General features: G+C 62.4%; 16 protein-coding genes. 13 read left to right on the plus strand and 3 right to left on the minus strand.

Annotated elements, in window-relative coordinates; genetic code table 11:
• Positions 1-8: 8 nt before the first annotated feature.
• Entirely contained in the window at positions 9-1,241 is a 1,233-nt protein-coding gene (locus tag Q8X51_RS18820) for an MFS transporter (RefSeq protein ID WP_137212990.1), read from the plus strand.
• A gap of 16 nt (positions 1,242-1,257) precedes the next feature.
• A complete protein-coding gene (locus Q8X51_RS18825) occupies positions 1,258-2,706 on the plus strand; it encodes an amidase (protein ID WP_407694812.1) in 1,449 nt (482 codons plus the stop codon).
• Between the two features lie 61 nt (positions 2,707-2,767).
• Here Q8X51_RS18825 and Q8X51_RS18830 read toward each other — a convergent pair whose 3' ends face one another.
• Positions 2,768-3,631, minus strand: a complete 864-nt coding sequence (locus Q8X51_RS18830; RefSeq protein WP_407694811.1) for a diguanylate cyclase domain-containing protein — start codon at positions 3,629-3,631, stop codon at positions 2,768-2,770.
• 220 nt (positions 3,632-3,851) lie between these two features.
• Here Q8X51_RS18830 and Q8X51_RS18835 point away from each other — a divergent pair, with 220 nt between their 5' ends.
• A complete protein-coding gene (locus Q8X51_RS18835) occupies positions 3,852-4,631 on the plus strand; it encodes a FadR/GntR family transcriptional regulator (protein ID WP_065923966.1) in 780 nt (259 codons plus the stop codon).
• Here Q8X51_RS18835 and Q8X51_RS18840 read toward each other — a convergent pair.
• Positions 4,571-5,404 (minus strand): NAD-dependent epimerase/dehydratase family protein, encoded by an 834-nt coding sequence (locus tag Q8X51_RS18840; protein ID WP_065923979.1) that lies wholly within the window; start codon positions 5,402-5,404, stop codon positions 4,571-4,573. The genes Q8X51_RS18835 and Q8X51_RS18840 overlap by 61 nt on opposite strands.
• 81 nt (positions 5,405-5,485) lie before the next feature.
• On the minus strand, positions 5,486-6,211 hold the full coding sequence (locus Q8X51_RS18845) for an oligogalacturonate-specific porin KdgM family protein (protein ID WP_065923967.1): 726 nt from the start codon (positions 6,209-6,211) through the stop codon (positions 5,486-5,488).
• 359 nt (positions 6,212-6,570) lie between these two features.
• Here Q8X51_RS18845 and Q8X51_RS18850 point away from each other — a divergent pair, with 359 nt between their 5' ends.
• The 10 genes from Q8X51_RS18850 to Q8X51_RS18895 all read left to right on the plus strand — a co-directional run bounded on the left by Q8X51_RS18850 (position 6,571) and on the right by Q8X51_RS18895 (position 18,118).
• Positions 6,571-7,725 carry a mandelate racemase family protein gene (locus Q8X51_RS18850; RefSeq protein ID WP_131698834.1) on the plus strand — a complete coding sequence of 385 codons (1,155 nt, stop codon included), beginning with the start codon at positions 6,571-6,573 and terminating at the stop codon, positions 7,723-7,725.
• A gap of 85 nt (positions 7,726-7,810) precedes the next feature.
• Positions 7,811-9,421 carry an ABC transporter substrate-binding protein gene (locus tag Q8X51_RS18855; protein WP_407694810.1) on the plus strand — a complete coding sequence of 537 codons (1,611 nt, stop codon included), beginning with the start codon at positions 7,811-7,813 and terminating at the stop codon, positions 9,419-9,421.
• 20 nt (positions 9,422-9,441) lie between these two features.
• Positions 9,442-10,479, plus strand: coding sequence for an ABC transporter permease (locus tag Q8X51_RS18860; protein WP_065923970.1), 1,038 nt, complete (start codon positions 9,442-9,444; stop codon positions 10,477-10,479).
• A 45-nt stretch (positions 10,480-10,524) separates the two neighbouring features.
• Positions 10,525-12,135: an ABC transporter substrate-binding protein gene (locus tag Q8X51_RS18865; protein WP_323146646.1), complete on the plus strand. Its 1,611-nt coding sequence runs from the start codon at positions 10,525-10,527 to the stop codon at positions 12,133-12,135.
• Positions 12,136-12,177: 42 nt separating this feature from the next.
• Positions 12,178-13,095, plus strand: coding sequence for an ABC transporter permease (locus Q8X51_RS18870; RefSeq protein WP_027603510.1), 918 nt, complete (start codon positions 12,178-12,180; stop codon positions 13,093-13,095).
• 14 nt (positions 13,096-13,109) lie between these two features.
• The gene (locus Q8X51_RS18875; protein WP_065923972.1) at positions 13,110-13,949 is read left to right on the plus strand and encodes an ABC transporter ATP-binding protein; all 840 of its coding nucleotides are present in this window, start codon (positions 13,110-13,112) and stop codon (positions 13,947-13,949) included.
• An 11-nt stretch (positions 13,950-13,960) separates the two neighbouring features.
• Positions 13,961-14,737 carry an ABC transporter ATP-binding protein gene (locus tag Q8X51_RS18880; protein WP_065947983.1) on the plus strand — a complete coding sequence of 259 codons (777 nt, stop codon included), beginning with the start codon at positions 13,961-13,963 and terminating at the stop codon, positions 14,735-14,737.
• A 198-nt stretch (positions 14,738-14,935) separates the two neighbouring features.
• The gene (gene kdgD / locus Q8X51_RS18885) at positions 14,936-15,847 is read left to right on the plus strand and encodes a 5-dehydro-4-deoxyglucarate dehydratase (protein WP_065923974.1); all 912 of its coding nucleotides are present in this window, start codon (positions 14,936-14,938) and stop codon (positions 15,845-15,847) included.
• Between the two features lie 61 nt (positions 15,848-15,908).
• Positions 15,909-16,277, plus strand: a complete 369-nt coding sequence (locus tag Q8X51_RS18890) for a 5-carboxymethyl-2-hydroxymuconate Delta-isomerase (RefSeq protein WP_092488313.1) — start codon at positions 15,909-15,911, stop codon at positions 16,275-16,277.
• Between the two features lie 41 nt (positions 16,278-16,318).
• Positions 16,319-18,118: a glycosyl hydrolase family 28 protein gene (locus tag Q8X51_RS18895; RefSeq protein ID WP_407694809.1), complete on the plus strand. Its 1,800-nt coding sequence runs from the start codon at positions 16,319-16,321 to the stop codon at positions 18,116-18,118.
• The last annotated feature ends 324 nt before the right edge of the window (positions 18,119-18,442 follow it).

Consider the following 18,442-nt stretch of genomic DNA (forward strand, 5'->3'; position numbering starts at 1 on the left):
GGCTGGCCATGAACTCATCACATTCCGATTCCCCCTCGCCACGGCAAGCCACCGGGCGCCGTGAAGGGCTGGTGCTGATGCTGGGCAGCAGCCTGACCATCATGGGCGCGGCCATGGTGGCGCCGATCCTGCCCAAGCTGGGCGCCGAGTTCGGTGCGCTGGAACCGCGCGCCGACCTGCTGGTGCCCTTGGCGGTCACCGGGCCGGCACTCGCGATTGCGCTGTGCGCCCCCCTGGCCGGCTGGTTGGCCGACCGGGTCGGGCGCAAGGCGTTGCTGGTGATCGCCACGCTGTTGTATGCCGTGCTCGGGGCCATCCCGGCGCTGCTGGATAACTTGCCCGCCATCGTCGGTGTACGCCTGCTGTTCGGCGCGGCGGAGGCGGCGGTGATGACCTGTTGCGCGACGCTGATTGCCGACTATTGGCACGGCGAGGAACGGCTGCGCTACATCAATCGGCAAGTGGTCACCATCGGTTTGGTCGGCTCGCTGTTCTATGTCGTGGGCGGCGCGTTGGGCGAACACTCCTGGCGCCTGCCATTCCTGCTGTACCTGCTGCCACTGCTGTTGATGCCGATGATGATCAAGGTGCTGTGGGAACCCGCGGCCGCTCGCCAGCCCGTCGAGGTGGCTGAACAGGGCAGGGTGGCCGTGCTGCCGTTGGTGCTCGGTTATCTGCTGATCCTCAGTGGGATGGTGCTGAGTTTTATCGTGCCGATCCAGGCGCCGGTTTTACTCGTCAGCCTCGGCATCACTTCAAGCACCATGATCGGGCTGTCGGCGGGGGGCAGTCTGCTGGCGACCCTGGGCGGTTCGTTAGCCTGGCCGCTGCTGCGCCGACGCATCGGTATCCCCGGTTGCAATGCGCTGTTGCTGAGCCTGCTGGGCCTGGGGTTGTGGCTGCTGATGCGCGCACCGAGCTACACCATGGTGTTGGTGGCCGTGCTGATCCATGGCCTGGGCGCCGGGCTGCTGGTGCCCAACGCGATGGCGCCGGTGATGAATGCCCTGAGCGCGAAAACCCGCGGGCGCGGCTTGGGCGGGTTCACGGCGTTTCTGTATTTCGGTCAATTTGTCAGCCCGCTGGTGGTGGCCGTGCTCAGCGTTTACTCGGGTGACGTACGTCGTTCAATCCTGTGGCTGGCCTGCGCCAGTTTTGCCTCGGCCCTGGCCTGGGCACTGGCAGGCCTGCAAGCACGGCGCAAAGCGCTGACCCAGGCATTCGGATCAAGTCATTCATAATCAATAGGAGACGAACATGGACATCCACAACCTGCTGGACAGCGAGGACGCCACCGGTTTGGCCGAATGGGTCAGGCGCGGTGAGGTGCAGCCCGGCGAGCTGCTGGAAGCGGTGATCGAGCGTATCGAACGGGTCGAACCGCAGCTGAATGCGGTGGCCGAGCGGCTTTACGATTCGGCCCGGCAGTCGGTACGCGCGTCGCGCCCCGGCCACGGTGTGTTTGCCGGGGTACCGACCCTGATCAAGGACCTGTTTTCGCCGGTCAACGGCGCGGCGATGACCAATGGCTCGCAGGCGTTGGGAGGCGCTCGCGCTGACTTTGAAGCCGAACACGTAAGCCGTATCCGCCGTGCCGGGTGTGTGATTGTCGGTACCAGCACCTCACCCGAGTTCGGCACCTCCTATTCCACCGAGTCCAACCGCTTTGGCGCCACGCGCAACCCCTGGAACATCGCCCACAGTGCCGGCGGCTCCAGTGGCGGTGCGGCAGCCTTGGTGGCGGCGCGCGTCGTACCGTTTGCCCATGGCAACGATGGCGGCGGTTCCTTGCGTGTGCCGGCGTCCTGCTGTGGGGTGTTCGGCCTCAAGCCCAGCCGTGGGCTGTTGCCGTCCGGGCCGATGGTCGGCGAGGGCTGGGCCGGCATGGGCACCCCCCATGCGATTACCTTGTCGGTGCGTGACAGCGCCGCGCTGCTGGATGCCACGGCCGGGATCGACCTGGGCGCACCCTATGCCGCGCCGCTGCAGGCGCAGCCCTATGTCAGCGCGCTGCAGCAGGACCCTCGGCCGCTGCGGATCGCCCTGGTCGAGCAGCTCGGGCCTTGGCCGACCTCCGGCGAAAGTGTGCAAGCCGTGCGCCAGGCCGCCAGGTTGTGCGAATCCCTGGGCCACCGCGTTGAACCGGTCAGCTTGCCGGTGGCGCTGCCGGCGTTTCTCGATCAGGTCTTCACCATCATCGGTGCAAGCACGCGCCATTATGTCGATGTGTTGGGGCAGATGCGCGGTTCCGCCGTGCAGCCCGAGGAGCTGGAAGCCCGCACCCGCATTATCTTGCGCTGCAAAGGGGCTGTCAGCGGTGCGCAGTACGCCGGTGCCGTGGAATGGATTCATGCCTTGGGTCGGCAGTTGGCGGTGTTCATGCAGGATTACGACCTGATCCTCACGCCGACCCTGGCACGCGAGCCGGTGCCAATCGGTGAGCTGGACCTGCAAGACGACCGCTTGAGCCTGGAGGAATTGATCGAACGGTTCCACAGCTACTCACCGTTCACGGCGCTGTTCAATGCCAGCGGGCAACCGGCAATGTCGGTGCCGTTGCACTGGAGCGCTGCCGGCCTGCCGATGGGCGCCCACTTCGCCGCTCGCTTTGGGGAAGAAAGTACCTTGTTTGCCCTCGCGGGGCAGTTGGAGCGGGCCCAGCCCTGGCGCGGTCGGATACCGCCGGTCAATGCCTGTCGGTTATAAGCGTCCGAGGAATTCTGCATTGGGCGGGTAACCGACCTGCCTGATGCAAAACGCGCCCTTGTCACTGCGCTGCAAACCGGTGCCTTTTTATCCGGTACATATCACCGTCCGCATGGCTGAGCAGGGTATCGGCATCCTCCCCGTCAATCGGATAAACCGCCACGCCGATACTGCAGGACGGCATCACTACCCCGCCAAACTCGGCACCCAGCGGCTCGGCCATGACCGCGAGTATCTGCACCACCTTGGCAGAAATAGCCTCCCGCGACGGGTTATCCGTCAGCAGCACCGTGAACTCATCACCGCCCATCCGCGCCACCAGGTCGCTGTCGAGTACGCAGCGTTCCAGCCGTCGTGCAATCACACACAGCACGCGATCGCCCATGGCATGGCCATGCACATCGTTGATGCCCTTGAAGTCATTGATGTCCAGAAACAGCAACGCCAGGCTGCGGCTGTGGGACTGTGCCAGGTGCAGGGCGCGGTCCAGCCGATCATTGAACAGCGAGCGATTGGTCAGTGCGGTCAGCGGATCATGATGGGCGAGGAAGCGCAGTTCTTCCTCGGCCTGTGTGAGCGCCGTCACATCCCGGGCGACCCCGATCCGTGCGCCCACCTCTTGGGACCAGAAGGCCGCCCACAGGATGTGCACGACACTGCCATCCTTGCGTAGATAGCGGTTGCGGAAGTCGACATGGGAGTGGCCATTCATGACCCGCACAATCGAGGCTCGAGTGCGCGCCAGGTCTTCGGGGTGCATGTAGTGAGTGATCAGGGTGCCGACCAGTTCGTCGGCACGGTAGCCGAGCAGGGCCTCGCAGCCATCGCTGACGAAGACAATCTGGCTGTCGCTGTCGACGACAAATACCGTATCCAGCATCAGGTGGATCAGTTTGGGGTACAGCGCTTGCAGGTCAACGGGCATGGGGTATCGGGCGTCCGGTTCATATCGGCCGATCATAGCCCGATCATGAGCAGGGGCGTCGAGCAATCCTGCACATTTTTAGTCCGTTCGGCAGTCGCTGAGAGCGGCCAGGCAGAGGCTTTTCGCGTAGGGGACGGCGCTGCGAGCCACAGGGAAGGTTGTCGTACAACCGAATGCGCTATGATGCGCGTTCCTCCGCCAACCGAGATACCCGTTCTTGATGGACAACCCGAACGTCCAGCCCACCGTTCGACGCCGGCACCGCAGCCTGGCCGAAGAACTGGTCACCGAGCTTTCCCGGCGCATCTGTTCCGGTGAGCTGCCGCGTGCCACCAAGCTGCCCACCGAATCCGAAGTGATGGCCGAACATGGTGTGAGCCGCACGGTGGTGCGCGAGGCCATTTCGCGCCTGCAGGCCTCGGGCCTGGTGGAAACCCGGCACGGCGTCGGTACCTTTGTGAAGGATATCCCGAGCCCCAGCGGGTTTCGCATCGACCCGGACAGCATCGTGACCTTGCAGGATGTGCTGGCCGTGCTGGAGTTGCGCATCAGCCTGGAGGTGGAGGCTGCCGGCCTCGCGTGCGTGGGGCGGACCGACGAGCAATTGCAGGTGATGCGCGACTCGCTGGATGCGCTGAACTCGCGGGCGGTGAGTGCCGACTACGCGGTGTCGGCAGACTTTCAGTTTCACCAGCAGATCGCGTTGGCCACGGGCAATCGCTACTTCACCGACATCATGTTGCACCTGGGGGTCAACATCCTGCCGCGTACACGCCTGCACTCAAAACGCTTGGCCAACGACAACAAGGAGCCCTTCCTGGAGCGCCTGAGTCGTGAGCATGAGGACATCTACAAAGCCATCCTGCGCCGTGACGCCGATGCGGCTCGGGCGGCGATGCGCCTGCATCTGTCCAACAGTCGCGAGCGTATGCGCCGGGCCTATGAAGCCGCCGCCGCCGAGTTGTCGAACGGCCCTGCCGCAGTGAACGCGCCGCCCTGAAGCCCGCTGCCCGGTTCATCAGCCGCCGCCGGCGGTTGCTGCTCGACCTTGGCGCGAAACGCTTCCGAGCTGTCCTTGGGTGCAAAGCCCAGGTGTTCCGTGTGCCGAGTACTCCACCAGCGATCGCGATTGTCCGAGACGCCATACACCACACTGTGCCCAACCTCCTTGGCCAGCAGGGCGCGCGCCACCAGACGGTCTAGGTCGGCGTAACTCAGCCAGGTCGAAAGCATCCGCCGGTTGCGCGGCTCGGGGAACGACGAGCCGATGCGCAGGCTCACGGTTTCAATCCCATAGCGGTGAAAGTAGAACGCCGCCAGGTCTTCGCCGTAGGCCTTGGAGAGGGCGTAGTAGCCATCCGGACGGCGCGGTGAGTGCACGTCCAGTTCAACGTCCTGGGGATAGAAACCGGTGACGTGGTTGGAACTGGCAAACACAATCCGCTTGACCCCCTGTTGTCGCGCCGCCTCATAAATGTGGAATGTGCCGCGAATATTGGCGTCGAGAATCTCCTCGAACGGCCGCTCCACGGAAATCCCGCCCAGGTGAACGATGGCGTCGACGCCGGTGACCAACGCCGCAACGGCGGCCTTGTCGGCCAGGTTGCAGGTGATCACCTCGTCGTGCTCACCACGGCTGGGGGCCATGGGGCTGATGTCCGAGGCGCGGACGATGTCGGCATGGGCGTGCAAGGTGTTCCGCAGGATTTGCCCCAGGCCGCCGGCGGCGCCGGTGAGCAAGATGCGCGTGAAGGGTTTGGGTGGTGTGGTCATGGTCAGGTCTTCCATTGAACGCTGAATGCAGGTGGCTTGCCTGTCGAGCGATGCGCACTCGCCAGGCAAGTCGTGGGGGCTTTACATGAAGTTGTACTGGATGCCCAGGCGCCACCGCGCCTGGCGGTCTTCGGACGTGGCGTTGACCTTCACATCACCAATCTCCATGAACGGGGCCCATTCCTTGGTGAGCTTATATTTGACGATCAGGTTCTGTTCGTAATCGCTCTTCTTGTTGTCGTAGCGGATGTAGTCAGTCTTGAAGTAGATGAACTGATATTCATACGCCCACTTACTGGCCGGCGTGTAGCCGAGCCAACCCTCGAAACGATGGGTGGTCTGGTCATCCTTGATGTGGTCGGGCAAGTCCTCGTTGACCTGGTCGCGGTCCAGCTTCTTGGCATCCAGGCGATAGCGCGTGGCGGCGTAGAAGGCGTCGTTGATCTTGTAGTTGTACTTGAGGCCGAACTTGTAGGTGGTCGAGTCTTTCGAGCTGTCCATCTGGAACGCCGGGGTCAACGTCGATTGCGCGCTGAGTTTGTAGTTGTAGCTCACGGTGAACTCGTGCCCGTTGTTGACCATGTTGTCGTAGGCGACGTCTTCACGGTCGCCGGCGGTGCGGTATTTCATTTCCGCTTCAAATCCCAGGCCACTGTCCAGGCGGTAGTTGAGCTTGATTCGGTCAGCGTGGGCGCTGTCCTCCTCGGTGAACTGGTGGCGGTAGTTGATGCTGGCAGAGTCAGCGCTGACATACAGCGGCAGGCCGAGGGTCAGGGCAGTAACGAGCGTGCGTAGGGTGGTGTTCATACGGTCTTCTTTTTTGTTTTTGTTAGGGTCGTTTGACGGTTGCTACGGCAGTGGGTTGTTGCGGATGGCTCTCATCTAAGGTGCCGATATACGTTATCGTACGACAAGATGACTCGTCTATGGGTTATCGGTGGTTTTGAAACATCTTGAAATATATGTGCCCAGTGAATAGGGCTTTACAGCAATCCGAGTTATTCCTTGGTTGTCTTTAAAAATAAGGGTTTTGCCGGGATTTACTGAAAATGTATGCAGGTGAGGGGCGGGTTATTGGGTCTTTTCAAGTGTTGTACGATGACCTATGATCGGTCGCAACAGACGACACTTCCGTCACAAATCCAATAAGAAGGCTTACGACGTCCATGAGAATCACAGCAGTCAACGTCCAGGTATTTTCCTACCCGACCCGCCGCGCAGTGGACAGCGCCGGCCATGCGCACCCGGGTGATGTCACCCAGGCGCAGATGGCTTTGCTGCGCATCCAGACCGAAGACGGCCACGAGGGTTATGCCTTCGGCGCCCCCGAACTGATCCGCCCGTATGTGCTCGATGGTTTCGTGCGCAAAGTGCTGGTGGGGCAGAACGCCTTCGATCGCGAAAAAATCTGGCACGACCTCGCGCATTGGCAGCGTGGCAGTGCCAGCCAGTTGACCGACCGCGCCTTGGCGCTGGTCGAACAGGCCCTGTGGGATTGGGCCGGGCGCAAACTGGGTGTGCCGGTGCACAAGTTGATTGGTGGTTTCCGCGACAAGGTGCCGGCCTACGGCTCCACCATGTGTGGCGACGAACTGCCCGGTGGCCTGGCGACCCCGGAAGACTACGGGCGTTTTGCCGAGACCCTGGTGCAGCGCGGCTACAAGGCCATCAAGCTGCACACCTGGATGCCGCCGGTGTCCTTCGCCCCGAGCCCGCGCATCGACGTGCAGGCTTGTGCGGCGGTACGCGAAGCGGTCGGCCCGGACATCGCCCTGATGTTGGACGGTTATCACTGGTACAGCCGCACCGAAGCGCTGTACATCGGGCGTGAGCTGGAGAAGCTCGACTTCGCCTGGTTCGAAGAGCCGATGATGGAAGAGTCCGCCGAGTCCTATGCCTGGCTGGCGGGGCAGTTGGACATTCCGGTGCTGGGTCCGGAAACCCTGTCCGGCAAACACCTGAGCCGCGCCAGTTGGGTCAAGCACGATGTGTGCGATATCTTGCGCGCCGGTGTGGCGGGCGTCGGCGGCATTGCGCCGTGCCTGAAGGTTGCGCACCTGGCTGAATCCTTCGGCATGGATTGCGAGATTCATGGCAACGGTGCGGCCAACCTGGCTGTCGTCGGCGCGATCAAGAACTGCACCTGGTATGAGCGTGGCCTGTTGCACCCGTACCTGGATTACGACGAAGTGCCGGCCTACCTCAAGCGTCTGGTAGACCCGATGGACAGCGACGGTTTTGTGCATCTGTCCGACTTGCCGGGCCTGGGTGAAGACATCGATTTCAACTTCATCGAGACCAATACGCTTAAAAGCTTCTGACGTGCACACGGTCAGTCCGGCATGAGTCGGGCTGATCAAGAGCACCTACCAATACAAGAATAAATATAAAAAAGGCACTCTTGTTATGAGCATTTTCCCTTCGCTGTGGGCGCGGGTGTTCGTCGCCGCGCTGGCTGTCACCGCTGTACCTGCAAGTTTCGCAAAAACCCCGGCCGATCAATTGATCGTCGGCATGAGCATGATCAACCTGCTGTCCCTCGATCCGGCGGCGGCCACCGGCCTGGATGTGTCGGAGATCAACGCCAACCTCTATGACATGTTGCTGGTGCAGGACGTTGCCCAGCCGGATCGCCTGGTGCCGGCGCTGGCCGAGCGCTGGCAGGTCAGTGACGACCGCAAGACCCTGACCTTCAACCTGCGCACCGGCGTGAAATTCCAGTCCGGCAATGACCTGAGTGCCGAAGACGTTGCCTGGTCGTTGCAGCGCGTGCTCAAGCTCAACCTGGCGCTGGCTTCCACCTGGAAGGCCTACGGCTTTACCGCCGAGAACGTCGAGCGCTACATGCGTGCCACGGATGCCACGACCTTCGTGATCGAGCTGCCGCGGCCCACCGACCCGCTGCTGGTGCTCAACACCCTGGCGACCTCGCCGAGTGCGTTTGTCCTTGATCGCAAAAAAGTCCTCGAACACCAGAAGAACAACGACATGGGCGCCGCCTGGCTGGTGACTCACGCCGCCGGCAGCGGTGCGTTCGTGCTCAATGACTGGCGCGCCAACGACGTGATCCTGATGAGCCGTTTCGACGGGTACTGGGGCGGCCCGGCCAAGCTCAAGCGCATCGTCATGCGCAACATGACCGAGTCGCAGTCGTTGCGCCTGATGATCGAGCGCGGCGACCTGGACATCGCCAAAGGCATGTCTGCGCCGGATATTGAAGCCCTGCAGAAAAGCGCCAAGGTCCGCACCCAGACCTTGCAGCGCGGCACCCTGTACTACGTCGCCCTGAGTGTGAAGCAACCGATGTTCGCCGATGAGCGTGTGCGCAAGGCCGTGCGTGCGCTGATCGATTACCAGGGCATCAACCAGACCGTCATGCCCCATTACGGCGTGATCAATCAACGGCCGCTGCCCCTGGGCCTGGCCGCACGCCTGCCGGATCCGGGTTACACGCTCAACGTCAAGCAGGCCAAGGCCTGGCTGGCCGAGGCCGGTTACCCGAACGGTTTCAAGACCACCATTCGCGTGCTCGCCGAACCGCCGTTTATCAACATTGCCTCCAACCTGCAGTCGACCCTGGCCCAGGCCGGTATCGATGCCAGCATCATCACCGGCACGGGCAACCAGATCTACGGCGCAATGCGTGAGCGCAGCTTCGACATCATCGTCGGCCGCGGCGGTGGCGGGGCGGAACGGCATCCGCACTCCAGCCTGCGTACGCTGGTGTACAACCCGGATAACCGCGATGAGGCCAAGCTCACCAACTTCCAGGGCTGGCGCACATCCTTCTACAGCCCTGAGCTGAACCAGCTGATCGAGCGCGCGGAAGTCGAGCCTGACACAGGCAAGCAACTGGCCCAGTACCGCGACATCCAGGAGCAGGTCGACCGGCAGGTCGGGGCCATTTTGCCGGTCTCGCAAATGACCGACACCGTGGTGGTGTACGAAGACGTGGCCGACTTCCAGGGCCATACCGCCGCGACCACGCGCTACAAAGACGTCTACAAGAAGCGCTGACCGATTATCAGGAGCTCACTATGTTTGTTATGACTGCCTCTGTCATGGGCGCTCGCGCGTCCAACACAGCCCGGCGTGCCGGTACGGTGCTGGTGACCTTGCTCGGCCTGCTGGCCCTGACGTTCATCATCGGCCGGGTCATGCCGCTCGACCCCGTGCTGGCGGTAGTCGGGCCGGATGCCGACAGTTCAACCTACGATCAGGTGTACCGGTCGATGGGCCTGGACAAGCCGATCTGGACCCAATTCGGTCTTTACCTCAACGACCTGCTCCACGGTGACTTCGGCAATGCGCTGTTGACCGGCCATCCGGTACTCGACGACATCCTGCGCGTCTTCCCCGCGACGATTGAGCTGGCCACCCTGGCGATCCTGTTCGGCGTACTGATCGGCTTGCCCCTGGGCGTCTGTGCCGCCAGCAACCAGGGGCGCCTCGGCGATCACGTGGCGCGGGTGATCACCTTGTTCGGCTACTCCACGCCGATTTTCTGGCTGGGCATGATGGGGCTGCTGGTGTTCTACGCCTGGCTCGGCTGGGCCGGTGGAGCGGGGCGCATCGACCTGGCCTACGACGGCATGGTGCCCGAGGTCACCGGCCTGCTGCTGATCGACTCGACCCTGGCACGTGACTGGGAGGCCTTCGCCAGCGCTCTGCGCCACATCGTGTTGCCGGCGCTGATCCTGGGTCTGAACTCGGTGGCGTATATCAGCCGCATGACCCGCAGCTTCATGCTCGAGCAGCTGTCCCAGGAGTACATCATCACCGCGCGGGTCAAGGGCCTTTCCCGGCGCCAGGTGGTGTGGGGGCATGCGTTTCGCAACATCCTCGTGCAGTTGCTGACGGTGGTTGCGTTGGCCTACGGCTCGTTGCTGGAGGGCGCGGTGCTGATCGAAACCGTGTTTGCCTGGCCGGGGTTCGGCCAGTACCTGACCAGCAGCCTGATGCTCGGCGACATGAACGCGGTGATGGGCTGCGTGTTGGTGATCGGCTTGATTTTCGTCGCGCTCAACCTGATCAGCGACGCCTTGTACAAGGTGTTCGACCCCCGTACCCGTTAACGCACTGCGCCGTACCGATAAAACTATAAAAAGAAGGAATTTTGCATGAAGACGGTATTTTCAACACTGCACCTTGGCCTGTTGACGGCGATGCTCGCCCTTGGGCCGATGACAACGGCCAGCGCCAAGACCCCCGTCGATCAATTGATCGTCGGCATGAGCATGGTCAACCTGTTCTCCATCGACCCGGCCAATGCGCCTGGCCTGGATGCCTCCGGCGTCAACGCCAACCTCTACGACACGCTGATCAAGCGTGACCAGGGCAACCCGGAAAAACACCTGCCGCAATTGGCCGAACGCTGGGACATCAGCGAAGACGGCAAGCAGGTGACCTTTCATCTGCGCCAGGATGTGAAATTCCATTCGGGCAACCCGCTGACCGCCGAGGACGTGGCGTGGTCGCTGTACCGGGTGATGAAGCTCAATTTCGGCCTGGCCACCACCTGGAAGGCCTATGGCTACAGCGTCGAGAATATCCAATCGCTGATCCGCGCCACGGACGCCCACACCCTGGTCATCGACCTGCCGCAGACCATGGACCCGCTGCTGCTGGTGGACTCCCTGGCGATCTCGCCGAGCGCTGTGGTAGTGGACCGCAAGACCGCCCTGGCCCATGAGAAAAACGGCGACCTCGGCGCCGGCTGGCTGGTGACCAACGAGGCCGGCAGTGGCCCCTTCGTGCTGACCAAATGGAGCGCCAACGATTCGCTGCTGCTGACCCGTTTCGACGGCTACTGGGGCGGCGCGGCCAAGCTCAAGCGCGTGGTGGTGCGGCACATGACCGAATCCCAATCCTTGCGCCTGATGCTCGAGCGCGGCGACCTCGACCTGGCCTACGGCATGGCGGCACCGGACATTCGCGCCATCGACGGCTCGGACAAGATTCAGGTGCAATCATTGCCGCGCGGCACCATGTACTACGTGGCGATGAGCATGAAGCAACCCGAGTTTGCCAAGACTCAGGTGCGTGAAGCCGTGCGCAACCTGATCGACTACAAGGGTCTGGATGAACAGGTGATGCCGTATTACGGCAAGCTCAATCAGCAGCCGATGCAGTTGGGGCTGGAAGCGCGCTTGCCGGATCCGGGCTATCACATGGATGTGGCCAAGGCGAAAAAGCTGCTCGCCGAGGCGGGTTACCCCGACGGTTTCAACACCACCATTCGCACGCTGTCGGAGCCGCCGTTTATCGACATCGCCGCGCGCCTGCAGGCGACCCTGGCCGAAGGCGGGATCAAGGCCAGCATCGTCACCGGCACCGGCAACCAGGTCTACGGCGCCATGCGCGCGCGCAATTTCGAGATCATCGTGGCCCGTGGCGCCGAGCGCTATCCGCATCCGTATTTCAGCCTGCGCACCTTCGCCTACAACCCCGATAACAGCGATGACGCCGGCTTGCCGAACTTCCAGGGCTGGCGCGCTTCATTCTTCAATCCGCAGCTCAACAGCCTGATCGACCAGGCGGGCGTGACGCGCGATTCGGCACAGCGGGTCAGCCTGTATCACCAGGCGCAGACGCTCTATGACCAGCAGGTGGGGCCGATCCTGATGATCTCGCAGATGACCGACACCGTGGTCAGCGCTGCCGACGTCAAGGGTTTCAGTGGTGACGATGCCGAGGCCACCCGTTACCTGGGTGTCTACAAGCAGCGTTGAGTGGGGCTGCGGCCCTTCAGAATTCACACAGAGAAGATGCTTATGAATGCCAATCTGTCTTCCATCGACACGGCGGCGAAGCGGCCGGTGGATCGCTCGCCGGGCTCCAGTTTCGATGCCTTCTGCAAGAGCGGCCTGCGGGTGCTGCGTCACCTGTTGCGCAACCCCATGACCCTGGCGGGCCTGCTGGTTGCGCTGCTCTTGGTGGTGGTCGCGGCCTTTGCGCCATGGATCGCCACCCATGACCCGGTCGCGCAAAACCTCGCCACAGCCTTGCAGGCGCCGGGCTCGGCGCACTGGTTCGGCACCGACGAATACGGTCGGGATATTTTCAGTCGGCTGGTCTATGGCTCGCGGATCACGCTGTACATCATTGCCCTGGTAACCGTGATCGTCGGTCCCATCGGGCTGTTTATCGGCACCGTCTCGGGCTACTTCGGCGGAGCGGTCGACACCGTGTTCATGCGCCTGACCGATATCTTTATTTCCTTCCCCAGCCTGGTCCTGGCACTGGCCTTTATCGCCGCCCTGGGCCCTGGCCTGGAGCATGCGGTGGTGGCGATTGCCTTGACCTCATGGCCACCGATTGCGCGGCTCGCGCGGGCTGAAACCCTGTCCCTGCGCAACGCCGACTTTGTCGTCGCCGTGGAACTGCAAGGCGCGTCGCCGGCGCGGATTATCCTGCGCCATATCGTGCCGATGTGCCTGTCCTCGGTGATCATCCGCCTGACCATGAACATGGCCGGGATCATCCTCACCGCCGCCGCTTTGGGCTTTCTCGGCCTGGGTGCCCAGGCGCCGCTGCCGGAGTGGGGCGCGATGATTTCCACCGGGCGCCGCTACATGCTCGAGTGCTGGTGGCTGGTGGCGGTTCCCGGGGCGGCGATCATGTTGGTCAGCCTGGCCTTCAACCTGTTGGGCGATGGCCTGCGGGACATCCTTGATCCGCGCAGCGAATAATCGGAGAACACCTTATGTCTGCCATCAAGCTGAATGTCGAAGGGCTGAATGTGCGCTTCGTCAGTGGCCAGAAAGAAACCCACGCCGTGCGCGATGTATCCTTTACCTTGGGGCGGGAGAAACTGGCGATTGTCGGTGAGTCCGGCTCAGGCAAGTCTACCGTCGGGCGCAGCTTGCTCAAGCTGCATCCGCCCAGCGCCAGAATCACCGCCAAGGCCATGGCGTTTGGCGAGGTCGACCTGCTCTCGGCCAGTGAAAAGGCGATGCAGAAGATTCGCGGCCAGCGCATCTCGATGATCATGCAAGACCCCAAGTACTCGCTGAACCCGGTGGTCAAGGTGGGCGACCAGATTGCCGAAGCCTACCTGGCCCACCACAAGGCCAGTCGCAGTGATGCGCGCGAACGGGTCATGCAGATGCTCGAGCAGGTGCATATCCGCGATCCGAAGCGGGTCTACAACCTGTACCCCCACGAGGTGTCCGGCGGTATGGGCCAGCGCATCATGATCGCGATGATGGTCATCACTCGCCCGGAAGTGATCATTGCCGACGAGCCCACCTCGGCCCTGGATGTCTCGGTGCGCCAGCAAGTGCTCAACGTGCTGGAAGAACTGGTGGACCAGCAGCAGATGGGGCTGATTTTTGTCAGTCACGACCTCAACCTGGTGCGCAACTACTGTGACCGCGTGTTGGTGATGTACGCCGGGCGCGTGGTCGAATCCCTGGCTGCCTGCGACCTGCAATACGCCGAGCATCCCTACACCCGTGGCCTGCTGGCCGCGCTGCCGAGCATGGATAACCGTCGCGTGCACCTGCCGGTGCTCAAGCGCGATCCACTCTGGCTGACTCAATAAGGAACCTGACCATGCCCATGATCCAAGCGCACGCCTTGAACCTGAGTTTCGGCACCGGCGCTGCCATCAACCAGGTGCTGCACGATGTGAGCCTGAGTGTCGCCGACGGCGAATCGTTCGGCCTGGTGGGGGAGTCCGGTTCGGGCAAGACCACCGTGCTGCGCTGCCTGGCCGGGCAATACCGGCATTGGCACGGGGAGCTGAGCATCGCCGGCGCGCCGTTGCAGCACAAGATTCCCAAGGAGCACTTTCGCAAAGTGCAGATGGTCTTCCAGGACCCCTACGGCTCCCTGCACCCCAGGCACACCATCGACACCGCCCTGCGCGAGCCGCTGATTATCCATGGGGTAGGGGACAAGGACGATCGGATCAACGAGATCCTGCTCAAGGTCGGCCTGAACGACAGCTTCCGCTTTCGCTATCCGCATCAGCTGTCCGGTGGGCAGCGCCAACGGGTGGCGATTGCGCGCGCATTGATCCTTGAACCCCGCGTGTTGTTGCTGGATGAACCGACCTCGGCCCTGGATGTGTCGGTCCAGGCCGAGATCCTCAACTTGCTGGCGGACCTGCGCCAGCGCGAGAAACTCACCTATCTGCTGGTCACCCACGACCTGGGTGTGGTCACTCACTTGTGCGACCGGGTAGCGGTGATGCAGCACGGCCGGATCGTCGAGTTGCTCGACTGCCAGGCCTTGAGCCAGGACCAGGCCGTGCACGACTACACGCGCATGCTGGTGCAGGCCAGCCGTGACTTCAGCCAGGAGTCTGAGCGACGGCGGGTCGGCTGATTTCTGTAGTCATCGTATGACCATTCTTGATTGGTAATGCGCCAATTCCTATGAAATGCGATTAATATGCTGTTTTTATTGAATTAAATATAAAGGCCCTGAACTAAGGCACTCAGGACTAGCTAACAACCATTTGTAGTTGTACGATGACGTACCTCTCGAGGTATCCCTTTATTTTTTGATTTGAGGTTTGCGAACATGACGCCACAAGAACTAAAAACAGTCCTGTCTTCCGGCTTGCTCTCGTTCCCGGTTACCGACTTTGACGCGGCCGGTGACTTCCGTGCCGACACCTATGCCCGCCGCCTGGAATGGCTGGCACCCTACGGCGCCAGCGCGTTGTTCGCGGCCGGGGGCACCGGGGAATTCTTCTCCCTGGAAGCCAAGGAATACACGCAGATCATCAAGACTGCGGTGGACACCTGCAGGGGCCAGGTGCCCATCCTCGCCGGGGCAGGGGGCCCGACTCGTCAGGCCATCGCCTACGCCCAGGAGGCCGAGCGCCTCGGTGCCGCCGGTATTCTGCTGATGCCTCACTACCTCACCGAAGCCAGCCAGAAAGGCCTGGTGGCCCACGTTGAGCAGGTGTGCAATTCGGTGGATTTCGGCGTGGTGGTGTACAACCGCAACCTGTGCCGTCTCAATGCCGACAGCCTCGAGCAGTTGGCCGAGCGCTGCCCGAACCTGATCGGCTTCAAGGATGGCATCGGTGAAGTCGAATCCATGGTGTCGATCCGTCGTCGCCTCGGCGATCGCCTGACCTACCTCGGCGGGCTGCCGACCGCCGAAGTCTATGCAGCGGCCTACAAGGCCCTGGGCGTGCCGGTGTATTCCTCGGCGGTGTTCAACTTCATCCCGAAAACCGCGATGGATTTCTACCGCGCCGTGGCCGCCGACGACCACGCCACCGTGGGCCGCTTGATCGATGATTTCTTCCTGCCGTACCTGGCGATCCGCAACCGCTGCGAAGGTTATGGCGTGAGCATCGTCAAGGCCGGTGCACGCCTGGTCGGCCACGACGCCGGCCCGGTGCGCGCGCCGTTGACCGACTTGCTGCCTGAAGAAGTGGAGCAGTTGGACGTGCTGATCAAGGCGCTGGGCGCCCAGTAAGCTGTCAGTCTGCGGCGCCCTGTGTGGCGCCGCTGTCCTTTCATCAACCTGAGGTTTGACCATGCCCCACTGCATCATCGATTGCCCGGCGGCCTTGGCCCAGCGCATCGGCGAACACACCCTGCTGGCGACCGTACACGATGCCCTCGACAGCTTCGGCGTATTCAAGCCCGGCGACATCAAGGTGCGGCTCAACGGCTTCACCCATTACCGCTGTGGCAGCACTCAAGATGACTTCGTGCACGTCGCCCTGTACCTGTTCGCCGGGCGCACTGCCGAACAACAGCGCAGCCTGGCTTCGGCGACGCTGGGCGCCCTGATTGAACTGCTGCCGCAGGTCGATGCGCTGTCCATGGACGTACGAGAAATGCCCCGCGAGACCTTCGTCAATCGCAGCCAATACCTCGAAGAATCCGGGCGGCAGAGGTAGCGCCCCTCGGTGTGAATACCGGCAAAAACAAGGAGAACAACATGCCGTATCAACCCTCGAAAAAAAACCCGGTGCGTTGCGCGCTGGCCCTCGTGGCGCTTGGATGCAGCCCGCTGTCATGGGCGCTGCAAGCCCCGTCAAAACTGCAGGTACCGACGCTGGCCTTTGATGACCGGCAAATCATCCTGGTGTGGGAAAAACCTGCCGAGCATGCCGGCATCAAGGATTACCGGGTCTACGCCAATGGCACGCTGCTGGGCAGCGCCAATGCCAATAATGACCAGGTGTCACCGGCCAAACCCTACATCGACCAGTTTTATCGGCAAGACACCGCCAACTTCCACCATCGCATCGGCATTCACAGCTTTACTGCCCAAGGCTTGAAGCCCGACACTGCGTACCGTTTCACCGTGCGTTCGGTGGACGGCAGCGGCAAGGAATCCGCCGACAGCGCCCCGGTGCTGCAACGCACCACCCCGGTTGCGGCGGTATTTGACGTGAAAAAATACGGCGCCAAAGGCGACGGCAGTCACCTCGATACCCAGGCGATCCAGAACGCCATCGATGCCTGCACCGTCGGTTGCACAGTCTTGCTGCCTGAAGGCACCTACAAAAGCGGCGCGCTCTACCTCAAGAGCAACATGACCCTGGAGATCGCCGAAGGCGCGACCCTGCTCGGCTCCGAGCGCGCCGAAGATTACCCGCTGGCCGGCTATATCCAGTACCCGTATTCCACCACCGTGCGCCCGGCTTCGCTGATCAACGCGTTGCCCCGCGATCCACGCCAGCATCAGTCATTCGAAAACATCCGCATCGTCGGCAAGGGCACCCTCGATGGCAATGGCTGGAAGCGCAACGCCGATGTCGTCGACGAGCGTGGCCAGGCACTGCCGTTCTACCTGCCCAGTGACAATACCCGCTATGCCCAGGACGGCATCCTCGCCAAGGCGCAGGTGGAACAGGCCGTGGCACGCGGCATGAACGTCAAGGATGCCTACGGGCAGATGCGTTCCTCGCTGATTACCCTGCGCAATGTGAAGAACGTCTTCTACGGCGGCTTCACCGTGGTGAACCCGGCGTTCCACGGCATCATGAACCTGGAGACCGAAAACGTGGTGCTGGCCAACACCACCCACACGACCTACGACGCCAACAACGGCGACGGCATCGAGTTCGCCAACAGCAAGGGCGCGATGGTGTTCAACAACTTCTTCGACACCGGCGATGACTGCGTGAATTTTGCGGCCGGCACCGGTGCAGATGCCGTGCACCAGCCGCCGCAGGAAGACGCGTGGATCTTCAACAACTACTTCCGCAAGGGCCACGGCATGGTGGTCGCCGGCAGCCACACCGGCGCCTGGATCCAGAACATCCTGGCCGAAGACAACGTGTCGGACGGCACCGATGCCGGGTTGCGCATGAAGAGCACCAACTTCATGGGCGGCGGCGCGCGCAACGTCACATTCCGCGACTCGGCGATCCGCAACACCGTCAAGCAGGCGTTCATTTTTACCCTCGACTACAACGACCCGAACGCCAAGCTCGACTATCAGCGCTCAACCATCGCGGGGCAGTTCAAGGATATCCGGGTGAGCGACGTGAGCGTCGAGAATGCCCAGGGGGCGGCGATCGAGGTCAAGGGTGATGCAGCGCACAACGCCTACCATCAGGGCCTGGTGTTCGAGCGCGTGCGCTTTCGCGGCGCGGCCAAGGCGCGTATCGATGGACTGAAAGACTCACGCTTCGACCACGTGGTCTTCAGCCAGACCGGCGCTGCCAACCCATGGCAGGTCAGCGATAGCCAAGGGCTTGTGTTCAAGGAGGTGGAGCCGACGCCGTAAGCGCAAACGTTATGGCGAATGGACCCTCGTAGTGAGCGGGCTTGCCCCGCGCTGGGCTGCGCAGCCGCCCCAAAACACAGCCCCGGAACTGTCTGGCACACTGCAGCGTTCTTATTGGGGCTGCTGCGCAGCCCAGCGCGGGGCAAGCCCGCTCACCACAGGTCCGGTGTTCGCTCTTAACTATCCCTGGGTGATAGCCAAGGGCTGGTGTTCAAGGAGGTGGAGCCGACGCCGTAAGCGCAAACGTTATGGCGAATGGACCCTTGTAGTGAGCGGGCTTGCCCCGCGCTGGGCTGCGCAGCAGCCCCAAAACACAGCCCCGGA

Origin of the sequence: Pseudomonas sp. Yb2C2, from assembly GCF_052112325.1 — a bacterium.
In the GTDB taxonomy this organism is placed as follows: Bacteria; Pseudomonadota; Gammaproteobacteria; order Pseudomonadales; family Pseudomonadaceae; genus Aquipseudomonas; species Aquipseudomonas marginalis.

Excerpts from the sequence above, each read along its gene's own strand:
- Q8X51_RS18820 (WP_137212990.1), top strand. The coding sequence starts at position 9 with ATGAACTCATCACATTCCGATTCCCCCTCGCCACGGCAAGCCACCGGG.
- Q8X51_RS18825 (WP_407694812.1), top strand. The coding sequence starts at position 1,258 with ATGGACATCCACAACCTGCTGGACAGCGAGGACGCCACCGGTTTGGCC.
- Q8X51_RS18830 (WP_407694811.1), bottom strand. The coding sequence starts at position 3,631 with ATGCCCGTTGACCTGCAAGCGCTGTACCCCAAACTGATCCACCTGATG.
- Q8X51_RS18835 (WP_065923966.1), top strand. The coding sequence starts at position 3,852 with ATGGACAACCCGAACGTCCAGCCCACCGTTCGACGCCGGCACCGCAGC.
- Q8X51_RS18840 (WP_065923979.1), bottom strand. The coding sequence starts at position 5,404 with ATGACCACACCACCCAAACCCTTCACGCGCATCTTGCTCACCGGCGCC.
- Q8X51_RS18845 (WP_065923967.1), bottom strand. The coding sequence starts at position 6,211 with ATGAACACCACCCTACGCACGCTCGTTACTGCCCTGACCCTCGGCCTG.
- Q8X51_RS18850 (WP_131698834.1), top strand. The coding sequence starts at position 6,571 with ATGAGAATCACAGCAGTCAACGTCCAGGTATTTTCCTACCCGACCCGC.
- Q8X51_RS18855 (WP_407694810.1), top strand. The coding sequence starts at position 7,811 with ATGAGCATTTTCCCTTCGCTGTGGGCGCGGGTGTTCGTCGCCGCGCTG.
- Q8X51_RS18860 (WP_065923970.1), top strand. The coding sequence starts at position 9,442 with ATGTTTGTTATGACTGCCTCTGTCATGGGCGCTCGCGCGTCCAACACA.
- Q8X51_RS18865 (WP_323146646.1), top strand. The coding sequence starts at position 10,525 with ATGAAGACGGTATTTTCAACACTGCACCTTGGCCTGTTGACGGCGATG.
- Q8X51_RS18870 (WP_027603510.1), top strand. The coding sequence starts at position 12,178 with ATGAATGCCAATCTGTCTTCCATCGACACGGCGGCGAAGCGGCCGGTG.
- Q8X51_RS18875 (WP_065923972.1), top strand. The coding sequence starts at position 13,110 with ATGTCTGCCATCAAGCTGAATGTCGAAGGGCTGAATGTGCGCTTCGTC.
- Q8X51_RS18880 (WP_065947983.1), top strand. The coding sequence starts at position 13,961 with ATGCCCATGATCCAAGCGCACGCCTTGAACCTGAGTTTCGGCACCGGC.
- kdgD (WP_065923974.1), top strand. The coding sequence starts at position 14,936 with ATGACGCCACAAGAACTAAAAACAGTCCTGTCTTCCGGCTTGCTCTCG.
- Q8X51_RS18890 (WP_092488313.1), top strand. The coding sequence starts at position 15,909 with ATGCCCCACTGCATCATCGATTGCCCGGCGGCCTTGGCCCAGCGCATC.
- Q8X51_RS18895 (WP_407694809.1), top strand. The coding sequence starts at position 16,319 with ATGCCGTATCAACCCTCGAAAAAAAACCCGGTGCGTTGCGCGCTGGCC.